The sequence below is a fragment of the Ohtaekwangia kribbensis genome (genome assembly GCF_042676245.1).
Taxonomy (GTDB): Bacteria; Bacteroidota; Bacteroidia; order Cytophagales; family Cyclobacteriaceae; genus Ohtaekwangia; species Ohtaekwangia kribbensis.
Genome location: NZ_JBHTKA010000007.1, coordinates 50,371 through 67,695 on the forward strand (window position 1 = coordinate 50,371; position 17,325 = coordinate 67,695).

The following is a 17,325-nucleotide window of genomic DNA, read 5'->3' on the forward strand; positions in this document are numbered from 1 at the left end:
ATTGCTCAAAAATACACAGAACCGCGATAATCCCTAACACTTATTAGGAGAACGTTGACTTGGTCTCGTTCTTGTAACCTTTGGACGGTTCCGCGGTATTTGCTGTGGTCACCGCTGTGATTTTGCATACTGTGACGCAACTAAATTCCGAAAACAATCATCCTGTTAACGAGAACAGTTTTATCAAAACCAACCCCGTATGTTCAAAAATTATATCACCCTTGCCTTCCGAAATCTTTTCAAACGGAAATTGTATTCCTTCATCAACATCGCTGGCCTGGCTATAGGCGTAGCGGTTTGCCTGGTAATTTTAAAGTATGTTGACTTTGAGTTGAGCTATGATAACTACCATCAGAACTCCGCTAATATTTACCGTACGGTAACGTCAACCTATACCAACGGAGAGTTTCGCGGTGCAGGACCACTCTCGGGCTATGCGCAGGGACCATTGTTGGTTGAAGATATACCGGAAGTGAAAACATACGTGCGCACGCATCCCATGTACGGTGGTGCCGTGGTGAGCAATGAGACAGGCGGTAGTGATTCAAAACGGTTTCACGAAGAGAGTATACAGTTTGTAGACTCAACGTTCTTTGATGTATTTACCTATCATGCTTTTGCCGGAAATTTATCGGCAGCACTGGATAAACCTAATTCGGTAGTGCTTACGGAAACTGCTGCCAGAAAATATTTTAATAGCCTGGATGTAGTCGGAAAAAGTCTGACCGTTTCCGGTGGTTGGGCAGATGGTGAATACCAGGTAACTGCGGTAATTGAAGATGTTCCTGAAAACTCGCATTTCCCTTTCGACTTTCTCTTTTCATTTCAGAACATCATGCAGAATGGACAGTATAAAAATGATAATGGATGGGGATGGTATAACTTCGTAACGTACGTTGAATTACAGGCTGGTGCTGATCCGAAAGAAGTTGAAAAGAAACTTCCTCCCTTCATTGAAAAATACCAGGGTAAAGACCTGGCGCAATCCAACAGTAAACAGGTATTGACTTTTCAACCCATTCGGGATATACATTTAACACCGGGCTTCAACAATGAGTCAAGCTCAACGATGAGTGTTAATACGATATATTTCTTTATCGTTATTTCGATTTTTATTCTGGCGATAGCGTGGGTGAACTATATAAACCTGTCTACTGCGCGGGCGATAGAACGTGCGCGTGAAGTAGGCATCAAGAAAGCTATAGGTGCATTCCGTACTCAACTTATAACACAATTCATTTTTGAATCGGTGCTGGTAAATTTTATTGGTATTGTACTCGCAGTGTTACTGGCGTTGATACTATTGCCTGTACTGGGCGATATTGTAGGAAAAGATTTTGCATTTGATTTTACCGATGTGAGACTATGGGGTATATTGCTGATACTCTTTGTTACCGGTTCGCTGGTGTCGGGCGCTTATCCTGCCTTTGTGCTTTCATCGTTCAATACCACGACCGTGTTGAAAGGTGGCGTGGATAAAGTTACCGGAGGCTTTTCGTTACGCAAGGCATTGGTTGTATTTCAGTTTGTGGCATCATTGATATTGATAGCCGGTACATTTGCTATATACCGTCAGCTGATGTTTATGCGCAGCCAGGACAAAGGGTTTGACATGGAGCAGATGCTCGTGTTTAACGGCCCGAGCGTTATCAGCAATCATGAGACAGCGCAGGAGAGTCTGATCACGTTGAAGAATGAAATCAAAAAGATAGCCGCTGTCCAGAATGTAGCAACGTCTGCATCTATACCCGGTGGAGGATTTAACTGGGGAACCGGTATGCGTAAAGACGGAACAGATGAGAATCAAAGCAAGAGTGGTAATGTTGCGTGGGTTGATCCGGATTTTTTAGCTACTTACGGAATGGAGCTTGCTTCCGGAAGACAATGGGATGGTGATCGTGAATCAGACCGTCAGGCTGTATTGGTAAACGAAGCTGCACTGAAGGCTTTCGGTCTGGGCGATGCAGAGCACGCACTGGAAGAACGAATTATATTAGGTGATGATACGGTAAATATACTCGGTGTACTGAAGAACTATCATTGGAACTCTCTCAAGAGCGAACATATACCTATTCTGCTGGCGCATGATAAAATTTCACGCAGACATTATTCGGTAAGATTATCCGGAAATATACCAGACGCTATCAAGCAGATTGAAGCGAAATATAGCGAAGTATTTCCCGGCAATCCGTTTGACTATTATTTCCTTGATGACTTCTTCGATAAACAATATAAAGACGATCAGCAATTCGGAAAGATCTTCAGTATGTTTGCCGGACTCGCTATTGTTATTGCCTGCCTCGGACTCTGGGGACTTGCCAGTTTTACTACAACGCAGAAGTTACGCGAAATCAGTATTCGAAAAGTATTGGGTGCCTCAACTTCTAGTATCATGTCGCTTTTATCAAGCCAGTTTATGAAGCTGGTATTGATCGCTACCATTATTGCTATACCGATAACCTGGTATGGTATAGATCGCTGGCTGGGAGGTTTCGCCTTCCACATCGATCTCACCTGGGATTTGTTCGTAGTGCCCGGAGTTATACTGGCCATCATTGCATTGGCCACGGTGAGTATTCACATTTTGCGAGGTGCAGGTACAAACCCTGCGAAGATTCTCCGATCTGAATAAGCTTCAGGACGCTGGCTACTGGTTTCCGGAGGAGGGAAGCTGGTGGCCGGCAGCTCCTGATAAAATACTGTTATCCTTTAATTCCACACCCGACAATTTAAGTCGTAAAGCTTCCTGAGCAAGATATACTATTTTAGTAGCAGCGTCTGTATATACCAATCCCTCCGGACGTATATTGCTGATGCAGTTGCGTGATTCATCCGTTAATCCAACGGAGGGGTTATACGTTATATAGGCCCCCATGCTGTCGGGTGATGTCAGTCCGGGACGTTCACCAATCAGGATCACAACAATTTTAGCGCAGAGCAGTTGTCCTATCGCATCACCAATCGCTACACGCGCTTGTTCAACAATGCATAGCGGAGCAAGGGTAATCGCTGCACCTCGCAATGCAGCTATCGTATTTTGCAAGACGGGTATAGCATGACGATTGATGGCGGTGGCCGATAATCCATCGGCAAGTACAAATACTACATCGGATGGATTATGTTCGATAGCAGTCAACGTATTTACAGATGTAGTGTCTAATCTTCTGCCACGATCGGGCCGCTTTAAATACTCTTCGCGGTTGGTAACAGCACTTTTAAGATGGTATATGGGGAGGTCGAATGATTCGAGTGCTGTATGTAAAGCATGAACATCAAGCGATGAGTATACAGCATCGCGTGCATGCGCGTGGGCCAGTTTGAAATTGAGCGCCTCTTGCAATGGAACTGAAACACCGGTTCTCCCCAGGGCAATTCGCGCTGCGGTTAAGGATTGCAGGGATTGCCAGGGATCCGTTATTACTGCTGATTTCTTTTCGGGAGTCATTCGTCTCGACTAAAAAAATAAAGTTACTATATAGTTTCGATTTTATATTTCATTATATCACTTTTAGTAGTATCGATTCGGACAAGCCAATGAAGCACTCAGAACTTGTGACACTACGATTCAGGAAAGCCGTTCGTGACGATGTATCGTTCATCGTGCAACTTCTGGCAAATGATAAACTCGGAGCAAAACGAGAGGACTATCATAATCCGTTGCCCGAAGTATACTATACGGCTTTCGATAAGATCGATGCTGATGCTAATCAACAGTTAATTGTTGTGGAGAATGATGCTGCTGAAATTATAGGTACACTGCAATTGAGCTTTCTTCAGTATCTAACGTATCGCGGAGGTATCCGTGTACAGATTGAAGCCGTTCGTGTGCGTGAAGATATGCGTGGTGCCGGCATTGGCCAGCAAATTTTTGAATGGGCTATTGAGCACGCGCGAAAAGCGGGTGCACACATGGTGCAATTAACTACTGATAAAGAGCGTCCGGAAGCGATTCAGTTCTATCAGAAACTCGGTTTCAAGCCATCGCATGAGGGAATGAAATTGCACCTGGTATAATTGTACTATAAATCTTACTAAAATATTACGTGCTATATAATAACAGTCTATCCATATCAAACTTTTCCTGTTTTTGAATCATCTTTACCACGGAATTCATTCTACCTGTAGGATTCTTGTATTTATGCATTTGAGATTAACTGTAGTCTTTGTCTCGCTGATATGTAGTTTCAATACATTCGCTAACGAGCTCTGGAAAAAAGATTATTCGAAAATTGATTCTATTGCTAAGGCTGTTGAACCGAGGCGCAATCTTAAAAAGCTGGTATCAGAACTCACCGACCATTGTCATAACGATGTCAGTAAATATAGGTCTATATTTACCTGGGTAGCCCATCATATCGAGTATGATCTGGAAGCATTGCGCAAGCCTGCGCTAAGAGAAACAGACCCGGAGAAAATCATCAAACGCGGCAAAGCTGTGTGTGCGGGGTATAGCAGTTTGTTCAAAACACTTTGTGAACAGGCAGGTCTGGAGTGTGTAACCATTACAGGTTGGGCAAAAGAAAGGACATTAATCGGAAAGGATTTTCCTAAGAAAACAAATCATGCGTGGAGCGCTATACGAATTGAAAATGAATGGTATTTGTGTGATGTAACGTGGGCGGCCGGGAATACTACTGAAGAGAAACAAGTATTTACGTTTGAGTTCAATGATTCTTATTTCTGTACACCTCCGGAGTTGTTTGCGTATTGTCACTTTCCCGAGGATAAGCAATGGTTTTTAGGTGGAAAAGTTTCGAAGAAGAAGTTTATGGAGCGTCCGCATTTTTACTCAGGATCAATCCGCTACAAGATTCAGGATGTGGAGTCTGATGACGGAACAATAAAGTATAAGAAAGGAGATAGTATCGATTTTCAATTCTCTACTGATGTGCCCGACCCGGAGATTACGATATGCTGGGCCGGTGACAAATTCTCTAAAAGTATAGCATACGAAAAGAAAGGCGATACAATAACGTTTCGATGCATGCCCAATAGATATGTGCCCTTTTTGTACATTTATTTAAACAGCAAAGCAATACTTGGGTATAAAATAGTCAAGTAGATTGTCGGTCAATTTTCTGTATATACAACTGACATAAAAATTGCAATACACATGCAAAGTCTTGATACAGCACGTAAACTGGCAAATGTTATCGCGGTGCTTACACTTGGACTTTTTGCATTTACATTTATAGCCAGCGATGAATTTAGTAATACCGATCAATTTGGTTGTGCTACTTTGGCCACAGAAGTATGTGACACACGCGATATAGAAACCATGAGCGGTCTTAGAGGCTATACCATTTTCAGAAGCAATTGTATGGCCTGTCATCGGCTGAACCAAAAGCTGATAGGGCCAGCGTTGAGTTATAGTATTCAAGTACGTGATTCCGTTTGGCTTAGAAAAATGATCAGGAATGCGAATGACTTGATAAAGTCTGGTGATACACTGGCTATAACGGTATATAATGAATACAATCAACTGCCGCATACTTCATTTGAGGGATTTAGCGATGAAGAGCTGAACGATCTGATTGACTACCTGAAGCAGGCAAGTGAAGAGTCGATGGTAATAGACTGATATATACTAAAAAGTATACTCGATGCCGTTCACGAACGCCTTCTTTAAAACCTTTACTTGCCACATGCTTGTTGTACCTACACAGCCTATACCTGGTGCCAGGTAGACGGTACTCTCCTCGTCAACAATCATGGGCACGTCATAAAAGTATCCTTTACACTCCGGTATTTCTTTTTCGCCAATCTCGACTGTTGTATAAAAACTCTCAACGGTCGCCCTATCACCGAAATTACTTTTGAAAGACCATTGGTCACCGTGGCTCGCAAAAAGCCTATATAAGTTTTCTTCGTTCTCCCAACCTGTTCTCCAGCAATAGACATAACCATTGTTATCGATGTGATAGTAAGCAGTGTCATAGTGAATACTGGCCGATACGGCAAGCGGTCCGCCAACTACTTCATAATAGCGATCACCATTTCGCTTTATGGTGGTTCGTACATATTCGCGTCTTATATACGATGACTTATAGGTAACAACTTCGTAATCCCAATAATTACCGACTCGTAGTGGAAGGTATGAATTCGTTTCTATGATGCCGTCTTTTTCATCTTCGGTGCAAGCGAGAAAAAGCAAGGCCATGCAGGCGACTGACAACAAGTATCGAAAACTCATGGGACAGGGTTTGTAATACAGACACGAACATCTCCTGTAAAGTTGTAAGCCCGGAATTAATCTTATGTTACGAGTATACTGGCAGCGGCAGTCCAGGTTTATTTTTTTACTGAAAACTTATCCACCGCCATAATTAAACTTTGCATATCCTGGTGAATGGAGCGTATGGTGGATTGAACCTGGTTCAGCATCGATGCACGGGTATGCAGCCGGTCAGCATTATAGAGTCCTCCTTGCTTGAAATATAGTGCTACTGTTTTATCTGAAACCTTGTTGATCAGTTCGAATGCGATCCAACGTTTTTTTATACTTTGTACCAATGAGATTGTGTGGCTGTTGCTGAAACTTTTCTCATTTAAGACATACCATGTGAATGGAGAGTATATTTCAGAGTGCAGGGGTTGAAACCAGATGTCTCCCAGTATATTTCTGCTGAAGTCCATTTGAATTTCTTTGCCCGATGTATCAAGCAGCAGAGCACCCAGTGCCGCAGCAGCAGGGCCACCACTTAAACTGACCGCATCTTGTGTATCGTCATTACTTACAGCCACGGCAGCAACTGTCACCGCTGCCCCAAGTATAACGGATGCTCCTGTGAGGACTGTATTTCTTTTCCGATTTATACCGTCCAGGTAGTTGGCCAGTTGATCGGCACGTTCGCCTTCACAATCCAGCTCGGCCGCAATCCCTTCTATTTCAGCAGAAGCCACCAACAATCTGTTTTGAATGATTGTTACAGTGTGTTCAACTTGGAATGTACGCTGAATGGATGAATCCTTCTGAAGTGATAATAATTGCTGAGTAAAGGGAAGTATACCCATGGCATTCGCCATCTGAATATCGTGATCGTTAAGTATATTTTTAATCTGGGGATTGCGCTGTAATAATGAATCAATGTTGGTTAGCGGCAGGTATGTTATATCGTACGAATAGCTTGTAGCAGGTGCGCAGTATGTACTTTGTACAATGAGGGGCGCGTGACGAACAACGCGTAGACTGCTGCAGGACGTCATCATGATAGCTATGATAACAGCAGTGATTAGCAAGCGAAGGTTTCTGGGTATATGCATGTCCTTCCATCCGTATTTCTTAAGATGCAGAAGCTATGCAAAAGTCACAGTTACTCCCAGGAGACTATATATTGGTTTGTGTCCAATCCGAATCTTTAATTGTCGACCGAATGTTGATTGATCTCGTGAATTACCTCGTCCAGCTTGATGACGGTTCGTTTGAGACAGGTAATAATTTCTTTTGAGAAGCTGCCATCGAAATGATCGTGTTCGATCAATTGAATCAATCCGAGAATAGTGGCAACGGGTCCGCGCAACTCATGACTGTTTTTATACGATATGATATCGAGTTTATCGAGTTGTATTTCGATTTTCTCGCGCAGGTCCATTACCTCACCAACGTCTGATGCCATGGTGAGTACAGTCTTCGGTTTGTTGTGTTCATCTAGTCGCAGCACAGCAATGCGCAATTGTATATATTGATAAACGCTATCCTTGCGCAATACGCGTATCGTGCATTCTTTGAACGGAGCTTCAGGTTCGTTGAATAGTGATTCAAAAGTATTCAACTGGATCATCCGGTCGTCAGGATGAACAATCTTCTCAAACAGATTTCTGCTTAGTGTAAAAAACTCTTCTTCGGTATATCCCAAATGCTGCGATGTCCACTCGCTGGTGCAGATCAACTCTCTGTTCTGAACATCTACTACTTCAATACTTACAGGCGATATTTTACAGAGCTTGCTGAAGATCAGTTCATCATCATCTTGCATAGGAGTAGGGTTGGGATCGTGGTAACATGAAGATAAGACATTTACCCAGCAGATGACAGTGTACTTTCGGTTATTTTACGTTACCACTTTTCCTGTAGCAGCGGATGTGATGCCGGTACGGATATCAGATTCCCGGCAGGATCCATAATCTCCTGTCGCTGTAACCAGCTTTCAAATTCGGGTGCTGCACGAAGTCCTAATACTTTACGGATATAGAGTGCATCGTGAAAAGAAGTTGATTGATAGTTCAGCATAATGTCATCAGCGCCTGGCACACCCATGATATAGTTACATCCCGCTACACCGAGCAGTGTGAGTAAATTATCCATGTCATCCTGATCGGCTTCGGCATGATTGGTATAGCAAATGTCCATGCCCATGGGCAGGCCCAACAGCTTCGCGCAGAAATGATCTTCCAGTGCTGCACGAATGATCTGCTTACCGTCAAATAAATATTCCGGACCTATAAATCCGACAACAGAATTTACCAGCAATGGATTGAACTTCCGGGCCACAGCATAAGCACGCGCTTCACAGGTTTGCTGATCCACACCGTCATGGGCATTTGCTGAAAGCGAACTTCCCTGTCCGGTCTCAAAGTACATTACATTATTACCCATGGTACCGCGTTGCAACGAAAGCGTTGCTTCGTACGCATCCTGCAACATGGATAGTGATATACCAAAGCTCTTGTTTGTTTTCTCGGTTCCTCCGACGGACTGAAAAGTAAGATCTACCGGGGCGCCATTTTCCAGTAGCCTGAGCGTTGTGGTAACATGGCATAGTATACAGGATTGTACGGGTATGGTAAAACGCTCGCGTACATGATCGATCATCTTCAACAATGCCGATACAGTTGCAGGATTGTCGGTTGCCGGATTAATGCCAATAACAGCATCACCACTTCCATAGAGTAATCCATCCAGCAGACTTGCCGCTATACCTTTCAAGTCGTCAGTTGGATGGTTGGGTTGCAGCCGCGTGGAGAGACGTCCTTTCAACCCAATGGTATTTCGAAAGCGCGTTACGACTTCGCATTTGGCAGCAACGGTAATCAGGTCTTGATTACGCATGATTTTGGACACTGCGGCTGTCATCTCTGGAGTAAACCCGTTCGCGATTGCTCGCAATGTTTTTGTGTCAGCTAAGTCGGAGAGAAGCCAGTCGCGCAACTCACCAACGGTAAGGCTACTGATTGACTGGAATGCAGCTTTGTCATGTGAATCAATGATAAGCCTGGTTACTTCATCAGTCTCGTATGGAATAACGACCTCGTCCAGAAATCTTTTTAACGGAACATCTGCCAGTGCCAGTTGTGCAGCTACACGTTCCTCGTAGCGTTCTGCGGCCAATTCTGCCAATGCATCGCCAGATCGAAACGGAGACGCTTTGGCAAGCAACATCCGAAGGTTGTCAAATGTATAGGTGAGATTCCGTATAGTATAGCGATAGGCCATATACCTTCAGTTGGTTTCGGTTGACGGAATTAAGTCGGGATCATTCACAGGAATCGTATCTTTTTTCTTCCAGGCAAACAGTATTGCGGTAATGCCGAATCCGATCATGAATAATATACTCAGCCAGAAGTTATAGTATATAATCGCCACCAGGCATAGACACGATAATACCAGGGCGATGCCGGGAAAATATGGATACAACGGTGCTCGTACCGGACGTTCGAGCATGGGTTCTTTTTTACGCAAAGCAAACAGGCTTAGCATACTGATAATATACATCACTACCGCTCCTAATCCGGAGAGGATAATCAGTTTATCGGTTGTGCCGGAGTATAGCGCCAGTATACCTATAATTCCTCCGGCTATTAATGCCCAATGCGGTGTTTGATAGCGCTTGTTCACGTTGGAAAGTACAGGCGGCAGAAAACCACTGCGCGCCATGGCAAATATTTGTCGTGAGTAACTGATGATAATACCATGGAACGATGCTACTAATCCAAATAGTCCTATACCGGCAAATAACTTGGTGATGCTATTGTCTTTGCCGAGCACCTGTCCAATCGTTTCGGGTAGAGGGTAGTCAATTACCGAGAGCATTTGCCAATCGGCAGCGCCCCCTGAAAGAATCATGACACCGAGTGCCAGGAGCATGAGCGTAAGAATTCCGGATATATAGCCAATGGGTATATTTCGATTAGGATCTTTTACTTCCTCTGCCACCATGGCTACCCCTTCAATGGCCAGGTAAAACCAGACAGCGAATGGAAGTGCAGCGAATACACCCATCCAGTTTATAGGAGTGGCGTTCCTGATAAAATTCTCAGTTTCGAAATGAGGAGCAACGATTCCCATAAAAATGAGCAGCTCCACAACAGCAAGTAAGGTTACAATCAATGAGAATATGGCCGATTCTTTTATTCCCAGCATATTGATCAAGGTAAAAAGTATATAGCAGCCTACGGCAGTATATAAAGTCGGAACAGACGGATAAATAAAGTGAACGTAACTCCCGAGCGCAAAAGCAATGGCTGGTGTAGCCAGCAGGAATTCAATGAGTGTAGCGTATCCGGCTATCAATCCTCCCCACGGACCGAAAGCCCGAAGTGAATAAGCGAACGGACCTCCTGCCTGCGGTATAGCTGTGGTGAGTTCCGTGAAGCTGAAAATGAATGTGATGTACATTACAGAAATGACGAGTGTGGCGATGAGGAATCCGATTGTACCGGCTACACCCCATCCATAGTTCCAGCCGAAGTACTCTCCGGAGATAACGAGTCCAACGGCCAGTGCCCACAGGTGTATCGGGCGAAGCGCTTTTTTTAATGCTACTTTTTCAGGTGAGGAGTGGTTCATATAAGCCAATGTACTAAAACACGGGCATCGTGTATATATACAAGTTGTTGTTTTTTGAGGAGTCCTTGATGAAAAGTTCCCTCTTTCGATTGCAGAGAAAACTCCATAAAAGACTTTTTTGGGTTGGCATCAAATTTTTCAGGCATTTATAACAAATGATTACCACTATGAACAAAGTATACTATAAGGGCCAGGCCTACGATTTTAAAATGAACCGACTGACTTCAGGTCAGCGTCATTATTCTCTTTACAAAGACGGTTTGTTGACGCATTCTGTGATGGAAGACGATCTGGACAAGCGAACCATTGTATCGTTTATACTGGACGCGTATTATAAAAGCATTAGCGAGCCGCAGCCTACCTTCCTGCAATTGTTAAAATGATTTGTAGAAATTAATGCGCAGTGTTATGGAACGCAGTGACGATTTTGATATGATAGCATCCAAAGAAGGAGAGAATACTATAGCTGTAAAGAGAACGAAGTTATATCTGCCACTGCTATCCTATAATATTTCACTTATGTTTTTTAAGGTGGTGAAAATATTCTTTCAGATATAGATCTTTTGCAGACGGAATATCCTGCTGTGGAGGTCGCGATAATCACACACACTCACATTCCTTTTGATAGCAGTGTCCGAAGCTTATATAAAAACAATGCTTATGAAAAAAATTCTTGTTCCAACTGATCTGTCTCCTGTTGCTGAGCTTGGTTTGAAGCTCGCGGTGGAGATTGCGAAACGCTCCGATGCTGTTATCAGCCTGGTGAATTTTACCCGACACCCGATCGGAGAAAGTTTTTCTGCTACAGGTGATATAAATCTGAAAGTAGATGAAGAGGCTAATCTATATACGGTACAACTGCTGCATGCTACCAAACAAAAAATGGAAGATCTTGCCGCACGCTATAGTATAGGAAATGTTATGATAGCTTCTTCTATTGTGGATGATGATTTCAAATCCGGTATTGATGAGTATCTGAAAAGTGAAAATATAGATCTCATTGTGATGGGTACGTCTGGTGAAGAGAATGTAAAAGAGATATTCACGGGAAATCATACCGAACAGGCTATCATGGTTTCGTCATGCCCGGTAATTTCTGTTCGTGATGGTTTCCGGATTGAGCAATTCACAAATATAGTGGCGGCTGTAGACATAATTCCGGGTAACGAAAGTGCCCGTGGTTTGGAGACGCTCAGGCTGCTGGCAAAATACTTCGATGCACATATACACCTCGTGCATGTTCATGATACAGCGTCTGATAATAAAATTATACAATCAGAATATTTTAATCAGATGGCCCGAATCGCCAACCTGGAAAATTTCTCCGTTACTATCCTGGAAGGAAATGATCCTGCGGAACGGATAATCGATTTTGCCCGTCAGGTAAGTGCCGGATTGATTACAGTTCTAAAAAATAGTGGTAGTGGATTCAGATTATTCTCCCATCATTTTTCTGACAGAGTAGTGAAGGAAGTGGGCCGTCCGGTGTTCACCGTGAACCTTCATAACACATAGATCGGACCTGATACGTAACGAATACTGAAAGAGGCGAATCTGCGAAATTTGAGCAGATTCGCCTCTTTTTTACTTTTACTTTTTGAATACGGAGTAGTTGCTATGTAAAAATACGGACATGCTAATCCATGAAGAACCTATATACGTATAACTATATGCACTGACCTTCCAAACCAAACATCGAGCGTAACTTTCGCGGTAAAAATAGATTGGTTTAATCAAAACATTCTGGCAACAGAAATCACGCATGAAAAAAGGTATGTTTGAGGGACCTAAGAAGGTGATCAGTGTCAACGGGTTCGTAGCGTTGAGAAAAGTTTGTCTTCTTTTACTTTTCGCTTCTATTGGTTATACCACCTTTGGTCAAAGGTACTGGGTGGCAACTACGGCATCAAACTGGAATAACGCTGCGAACTGGTCAACAACTTCAGGTGGAACAGGCGGAGCTTCTGTTCCCGGAGCCGGAGTAGCGGCTATATTTAACGGTAGTGGTACAGGAAATTGTACACTGGATATGGCACCCACCATTGGAAGTATATCCATCAGTGGATATACCGGTACTATAAATCTGAATGGAAACAGTCTGACTATCTCCGGTTCAACCGCTTTAACATTTTCTTCCGGCACGATAAGCAATAGCGGAGCAACAGCTTCAGTAGTATTAAGTACCACGAGTTCAGCTACCTTTAATGGCACGACTATATCTCCCAATATTACGGGAACAGCTGGTAGTATTACATTTAGCGGTGGTTCAACATTCGGGGGAACGGTAACGCTTTCCGCAGCGAATATACTTTTAAATGGAACTACCAGTTCTGTCAATACATTCAATGGTATCACTACACTTACTAAGACTGGTACAGGCAATGACTTAGGTACGGGAGGAAACAGGTTTAACGGCACCACATCATTGATCAATACAGCCACAAGTGGAACCTTTGAGACAGCCAATAACTACTATGATATTTTCAATGGCAACCTTACGCTTACATGTTCTAATTCCGGTGCAGGGATTCCAATCGCTGATGGTTCGGCCGGTAATCAGTTTAATGGTAATATAGTTGTAAATTCCTCTGGTGCAGATATCAGTTTCTGTAATGGTTCAACGTCAGCGACTGCAACTTTAGCAGAAGGTAAAACAATCACGGCCGGTACGTTCACTGCCGGTGGACTTTATTTAAGAAGGTTTACGCAAGGAACAACGGCCGCAGGCACTGCTCAAACAATAACGTTAACCGGTACGGGTAATCTTGTGATTGGCCCCACGTCAACTTTCAATGGAAGTGTAACTTTTAAAGCACCTCAAATGTACCTGAATGGATGTACCTATAACAGTACTGCCTATCTTGAAAAGAGTGGAGGGTCTCATAATTTAGGTGACGGAGGTAACACCTTTAATGGAGTTACTACTATTGTAAATTCGGGCAGTGGAGTATTAACATCCGCAAATAACAACCCTGATACATTTAATGGGATATTAACGCTAACCAACTCGGGCACTAGTGGTCTCTATGTTGCGGATAAAGCAGCAGGTAATGTTTTTAATAATAATATTATTATTAATTCAACAGCAGGCTCTGGTATTGTTTTTTGTAATAACAGCCCTGCTACAGCCTCGTTAGCTAGTGGAAAAACAATTACAGTAGGGACTTCATTTACAACTGGAACTTTGGGGCTGTTCAGATTTACTCAATTAGGTAGTACCGCTCAAATACTAACATTAACAGGAACTGCAAATTTAGCGATTGGACCTTCCTCAACATTTAATGGAAGTGTTACATTTAAGTCACCACAGGTGTACTTGCAGGGATGTACTTATAATGGTACCACTTATATTGAAAAAACAGGAGCGACCGCAAACCTTGGCAACGGTGGAAACACATTTAATGGAACAACAACTCTAGTAAATTCAGGAAGTGCTTATTTTGCGACAGCATACGTTTCTCCTGATATTTTTAATGCCGATGTAACAGCAACCAATACAGGCAGTTCTTGGGTTGCCTTGTCAGATGATGCTACTGGAACTCAATTCAATGGGAATATTATTGTAAACTCTACTAATAGTACAAACTCGGCTGGAGTAACATTTGGTAACGGACCACACTCATGGGTAACTTGTACGTTGGCGAGTGGGAAAACCATCTCAGTAGGCAGTATAGGATTTACTGCAGGCCGCCTTCGCCTCAGAGGGTTCATTCAAAATGGAACAACACCTCAAACGTTAACCTTAACCGGGACCGCCCAGTTATTGGTAGGAAACCTCTCAACATTTAATGGTGATGTAACTTTCAAATCACCACAACTTTACCTGGATGGCTGTACATATAACGGTACTGCTTATCTGGAAAAGACAGGTGCTACAGATAATCTGGCAACGTTAGGTGGCAACACGTTTAATAGTACGGCTGCAATTATAAATAGTGGCAGTGGTTTCTTGAGAACTAATGGTGGTAATACCTTTAATGGAACAACGACTATTACGAATACAGGAAGCAGTAATATATTACTTGAATATACAACGGCAAGTACATACAATGGTGATGTAACATTTACAAGTTCGGGTTCATCTTCATCAAGAATATGGACAGCATACAATGGAGCCAATGCTTTCAATGGAAATATTATCGTAAACTCAACAGCAGGGGTTGGAATTACTTTTTGCGGAGGTACTGGAACAGCAACGCTTGCCAACACAAAGACGATTACCGTAGGCAGTTCCGGTTTTACAACCGGTACATTAACCTTGCAGCGATTTACGCAAACAGGATCTACAGCACAAGCGATGACTTTTACAGGTACAGGTACATTAACGATTGGACCTACGTCAACCTTTAATGCTGCTGTAACTTTTAAGGCACCTCAACTATATATAAACGGTTGTTCTTATAACGGTATAACATACCTTGAGAAGACAGGTGCAACAGATAACCTGAGCACGGGTAGCAATACTTTCGCTACAACAGCATCCATTGTTAATAGTGGGAGCGGTTATGTCTGGACGTCTGGAAATAACACCTTTAATGGAACAACAGCTATTACCAACAGTGGTAGTAGCAGTATAGCACTGGAGTTTACGAATGGCGGTACTTATAATGGTGATGTGACATACTCTAACATTGGAACGTCCTCGTCCATTATATATGCGGCACATAACAGCTCTTCTGCTTTTAACGGAAATATAGTTGTTAACAGTACAGGAGGAGCAGGTATAACGTTCTGCGGAAACACAACAGCCTCAGCTACCCTGGCCAGTGGTAAAACGATTACTACAGGAGCTACAGGTTTTACAACCGGTACATTAACCCTGCAAAGATTTACTCAAACCGGTTCAACAGCACAAACTATAACTTTCACCGGAAATGCAGCATTAACAGTCGGCCCGTCAACTACATTTAATGGTAATGCAACCTTTACTTCACCACAAGTATATCTCAATGGAGCCACATACAATGCTGAGGCGCACATCGAAAAGGACGGGGCAACAGCAAACTTGTGTACGGGGGGAAATGTTTTTAACGGCACTACAGTACTTACAAATAGCAGTGCAGCACAATGGGCTTTAGCCAATTCTGCAGCTGACACATTCAATGGAGCGGTAACATTTACCCAAACTTCAACGGGTGCGTTGCAGCCGTCTTATGCCGGCACAAACTCAATGTATGGCGATATAATCATCAATAGTACAACGCCCATTACATTTGGTACGGGGACAGGTATAGTACAGTTGAGTGGAAGCAATAACCAGACGATTACATCAGCGAGTTCAATTCCGGTTATTCAGCGCTTAGTCGTTAACAAAACATCCAACACAAATTCTGTTACATTAAATACTCCGGTAACTATCGGTAATTCTGCAACGTTTACAACGGGTATAGTAAATACTACCTCGACTAATTATCTCAACTTTGCCTCGGGTAGCTCTGTATCAGGTGCAAGCAGTTCCAGTTTCGTTGACGGACCTGTACGTAAAACTGGTAGCACAGCGTTTATTTTTCCTACGGGAGATAATGCTATCTACAGACCTATAGCCATTACTGCACCTACAACTGCAACAGACGCATTTACTGCGCAGTTTTTTAAAGTGCCTCAATCGTATGGTAACAGTGCTACTTTTTCTTCGCCACTCTATACTGTAAGTGGCTGTGAGTTCTGGATACTGGACAGAACAACTGGAACATCCGCGGTTTCTGTTACACTTGGATGGAATTCGTCAGACTGCCCTATAGATGCTTATGTAACAGATCCGGCTACGCTCGTAGTAGCTCGCTGGGATGGCAGTGCGTGGGTAAGTCATGGCAACGGAGGCACTACTGGTAACGCAGCAGCAGGAACTGTAACATCAAGTGCAGCCGTAACAAGTTTCAGTCCGTTTGCTTTAGGATCAACAACTTCCAACAACCCGTTGCCGGTGGAGTTAACATCTTTCTCTTGTAACAAAGTAAGCAACGGTACAGTGCAATTATCATGGATCACCGCCAGCGAATCAAACAGTGATTACTTCTCGATAGAGAAATCAAATGATGGAATAAGCTTTGAATCAATTGGTAAAAAAGAAGCTGCAGGAAATAGCACAACTGCCGTAAAGTATACTTTCGTAGATACTGACCCCAGCGCGGGAAAGGCTTACTATCGCCTGAAACAGATTGATCTAGATGGAAAATCGGAGTATTCAGACCTTTGCTTTGTAAACAACGAATTGGAAGAGTATAAATTAAAGATATACCCGAATCCTGCGGGCAATACAGTCTATATAAATTTAGGTACAGAAGAATCACCATCAGTGTCCGTATTGAACAACTGGGGTGACGAAGTGCCTGTAAGAATATATGATGGTGATAACGGAAAAGTACTGGACACCACAGGTCTGCCGGATGGACTTTACATCGTTGAGGTGACAATCAATAGAAAAGTATTTAAAGAGAAAGTAATCGTTCAGCGATAGGACAAAGATTTTGGTTTTTAACAGAGGGGCTTGGGTAGATTTCTATCCGGCCCTTTTTTGTTCCCAATGACCTGGCAATCAC

At 43.1% G+C, this 17,325-nt stretch carries 13 protein-coding genes; 7 read left to right on the top strand and 6 right to left on the bottom strand.

The window, feature by feature from the left end; translation table 11 throughout:
* Window positions 1-199: 199 nt before the first annotated feature.
* Window positions 200-2,632: an ABC transporter permease gene (locus ACFQ21_RS15485; protein WP_377580182.1), complete on the top strand. Its 2,433-nt coding sequence runs from the start codon at window positions 200-202 to the stop codon at window positions 2,630-2,632.
* A gap of 15 nt (window positions 2,633-2,647) precedes the next feature.
* Here the strand turns inward: ACFQ21_RS15485 and eutC are convergent, their stop codons facing one another.
* Entirely contained in the window at window positions 2,648-3,445 is a 798-nt protein-coding gene (gene eutC / locus ACFQ21_RS15490; protein ID WP_377580183.1) for an ethanolamine ammonia-lyase subunit EutC, read from the bottom strand.
* A gap of 89 nt (window positions 3,446-3,534) precedes the next feature.
* On the opposite strand from eutC, the gene ACFQ21_RS15495 reads away from it, so the two are divergent.
* The 3 genes from ACFQ21_RS15495 (at window position 3,535) to ACFQ21_RS15505 (ending at window position 5,581) form a co-directional block, all read left to right on the top strand.
* Complete coding sequence (locus ACFQ21_RS15495; protein ID WP_377580184.1) at window positions 3,535-4,014, top strand: GNAT family N-acetyltransferase; 480 nt, start codon at window positions 3,535-3,537, stop codon at window positions 4,012-4,014.
* 124 nt (window positions 4,015-4,138) lie between these two features.
* Window positions 4,139-5,062: a transglutaminase domain-containing protein gene (locus ACFQ21_RS15500; protein WP_377580185.1), complete on the top strand. Its 924-nt coding sequence runs from the start codon at window positions 4,139-4,141 to the stop codon at window positions 5,060-5,062.
* Between the two features lie 51 nt (window positions 5,063-5,113).
* Complete coding sequence (locus ACFQ21_RS15505) at window positions 5,114-5,581, top strand: c-type cytochrome (RefSeq protein WP_377580186.1); 468 nt, start codon at window positions 5,114-5,116, stop codon at window positions 5,579-5,581.
* A gap of 6 nt (window positions 5,582-5,587) precedes the next feature.
* On the opposite strand, the gene ACFQ21_RS15510 is transcribed toward ACFQ21_RS15505, so the two are convergent.
* The 5 genes from ACFQ21_RS15510 to eat form a co-directional block, all read right to left on the bottom strand.
* Entirely contained in the window at window positions 5,588-6,193 is a 606-nt protein-coding gene (locus ACFQ21_RS15510) for a hypothetical protein (RefSeq protein WP_377580187.1), read from the bottom strand.
* 98 nt (window positions 6,194-6,291) lie between these two features.
* A complete protein-coding gene (locus ACFQ21_RS15515; protein ID WP_377580188.1) occupies window positions 6,292-7,209 on the bottom strand; it encodes a hypothetical protein in 918 nt (305 codons plus the stop codon).
* Window positions 7,210-7,358: 149 nt separating this feature from the next.
* A complete protein-coding gene (locus ACFQ21_RS15520; RefSeq protein WP_377580189.1) occupies window positions 7,359-7,976 on the bottom strand; it encodes a PAS domain-containing protein in 618 nt (205 codons plus the stop codon).
* Between the two features lie 80 nt (window positions 7,977-8,056).
* Window positions 8,057-9,433: an ethanolamine ammonia-lyase subunit EutB gene (locus ACFQ21_RS15525; protein ID WP_377580190.1), complete on the bottom strand. Its 1,377-nt coding sequence runs from the start codon at window positions 9,431-9,433 to the stop codon at window positions 8,057-8,059.
* A gap of 6 nt (window positions 9,434-9,439) precedes the next feature.
* On the bottom strand, window positions 9,440-10,786 hold the full coding sequence (gene eat / locus ACFQ21_RS15530) for an ethanolamine permease (protein WP_377580191.1): 1,347 nt from the start codon (window positions 10,784-10,786) through the stop codon (window positions 9,440-9,442).
* A gap of 155 nt (window positions 10,787-10,941) precedes the next feature.
* Between eat and ACFQ21_RS15535 the strand changes: the two genes are divergently transcribed.
* The 3 genes from ACFQ21_RS15535 (at window position 10,942) to ACFQ21_RS15545 (ending at window position 17,243) form a co-directional block, all read left to right on the top strand.
* Window positions 10,942-11,169, top strand: coding sequence for a hypothetical protein (locus ACFQ21_RS15535; protein ID WP_377580192.1), 228 nt, complete (start codon window positions 10,942-10,944; stop codon window positions 11,167-11,169).
* Between the two features lie 277 nt (window positions 11,170-11,446).
* A complete protein-coding gene (locus ACFQ21_RS15540; protein ID WP_377580193.1) occupies window positions 11,447-12,301 on the top strand; it encodes a universal stress protein in 855 nt (284 codons plus the stop codon).
* Window positions 12,302-12,548: 247 nt separating this feature from the next.
* Complete coding sequence (locus ACFQ21_RS15545) at window positions 12,549-17,243, top strand: T9SS type A sorting domain-containing protein (protein WP_377580194.1); 4,695 nt, start codon at window positions 12,549-12,551, stop codon at window positions 17,241-17,243.
* Window positions 17,244-17,325: the final 82 nt, after the last annotated feature.

Coding starts and splice junctions, on each gene's coding strand:
- eat (WP_377580191.1), bottom strand. CDS start 10,786: ATGAACCACTCCTCACCTGAAAAAGTAGCATTAAAAAAAGCGCTTCGC.
- ACFQ21_RS15510 (WP_377580187.1), bottom strand. CDS start 6,193: ATGAGTTTTCGATACTTGTTGTCAGTCGCCTGCATGGCCTTGCTTTTT.
- ACFQ21_RS15505 (WP_377580186.1), top strand. CDS start 5,114: ATGCAAAGTCTTGATACAGCACGTAAACTGGCAAATGTTATCGCGGTG.
- ACFQ21_RS15495 (WP_377580184.1), top strand. CDS start 3,535: ATGAAGCACTCAGAACTTGTGACACTACGATTCAGGAAAGCCGTTCGT.
- ACFQ21_RS15535 (WP_377580192.1), top strand. CDS start 10,942: ATGATTACCACTATGAACAAAGTATACTATAAGGGCCAGGCCTACGAT.
- eutC (WP_377580183.1), bottom strand. CDS start 3,445: ATGACTCCCGAAAAGAAATCAGCAGTAATAACGGATCCCTGGCAATCC.
- ACFQ21_RS15485 (WP_377580182.1), top strand. CDS start 200: ATGTTCAAAAATTATATCACCCTTGCCTTCCGAAATCTTTTCAAACGG.
- ACFQ21_RS15520 (WP_377580189.1), bottom strand. CDS start 7,976: ATGCAAGATGATGATGAACTGATCTTCAGCAAGCTCTGTAAAATATCG.
- ACFQ21_RS15515 (WP_377580188.1), bottom strand. CDS start 7,209: ATGATGACGTCCTGCAGCAGTCTACGCGTTGTTCGTCACGCGCCCCTC.
- ACFQ21_RS15545 (WP_377580194.1), top strand. CDS start 12,549: ATGAAAAAAGGTATGTTTGAGGGACCTAAGAAGGTGATCAGTGTCAAC.
- ACFQ21_RS15540 (WP_377580193.1), top strand. CDS start 11,447: ATGAAAAAAATTCTTGTTCCAACTGATCTGTCTCCTGTTGCTGAGCTT.
- ACFQ21_RS15500 (WP_377580185.1), top strand. CDS start 4,139: ATGCATTTGAGATTAACTGTAGTCTTTGTCTCGCTGATATGTAGTTTC.
- ACFQ21_RS15525 (WP_377580190.1), bottom strand. CDS start 9,433: ATGGCCTATCGCTATACTATACGGAATCTCACCTATACATTTGACAAC.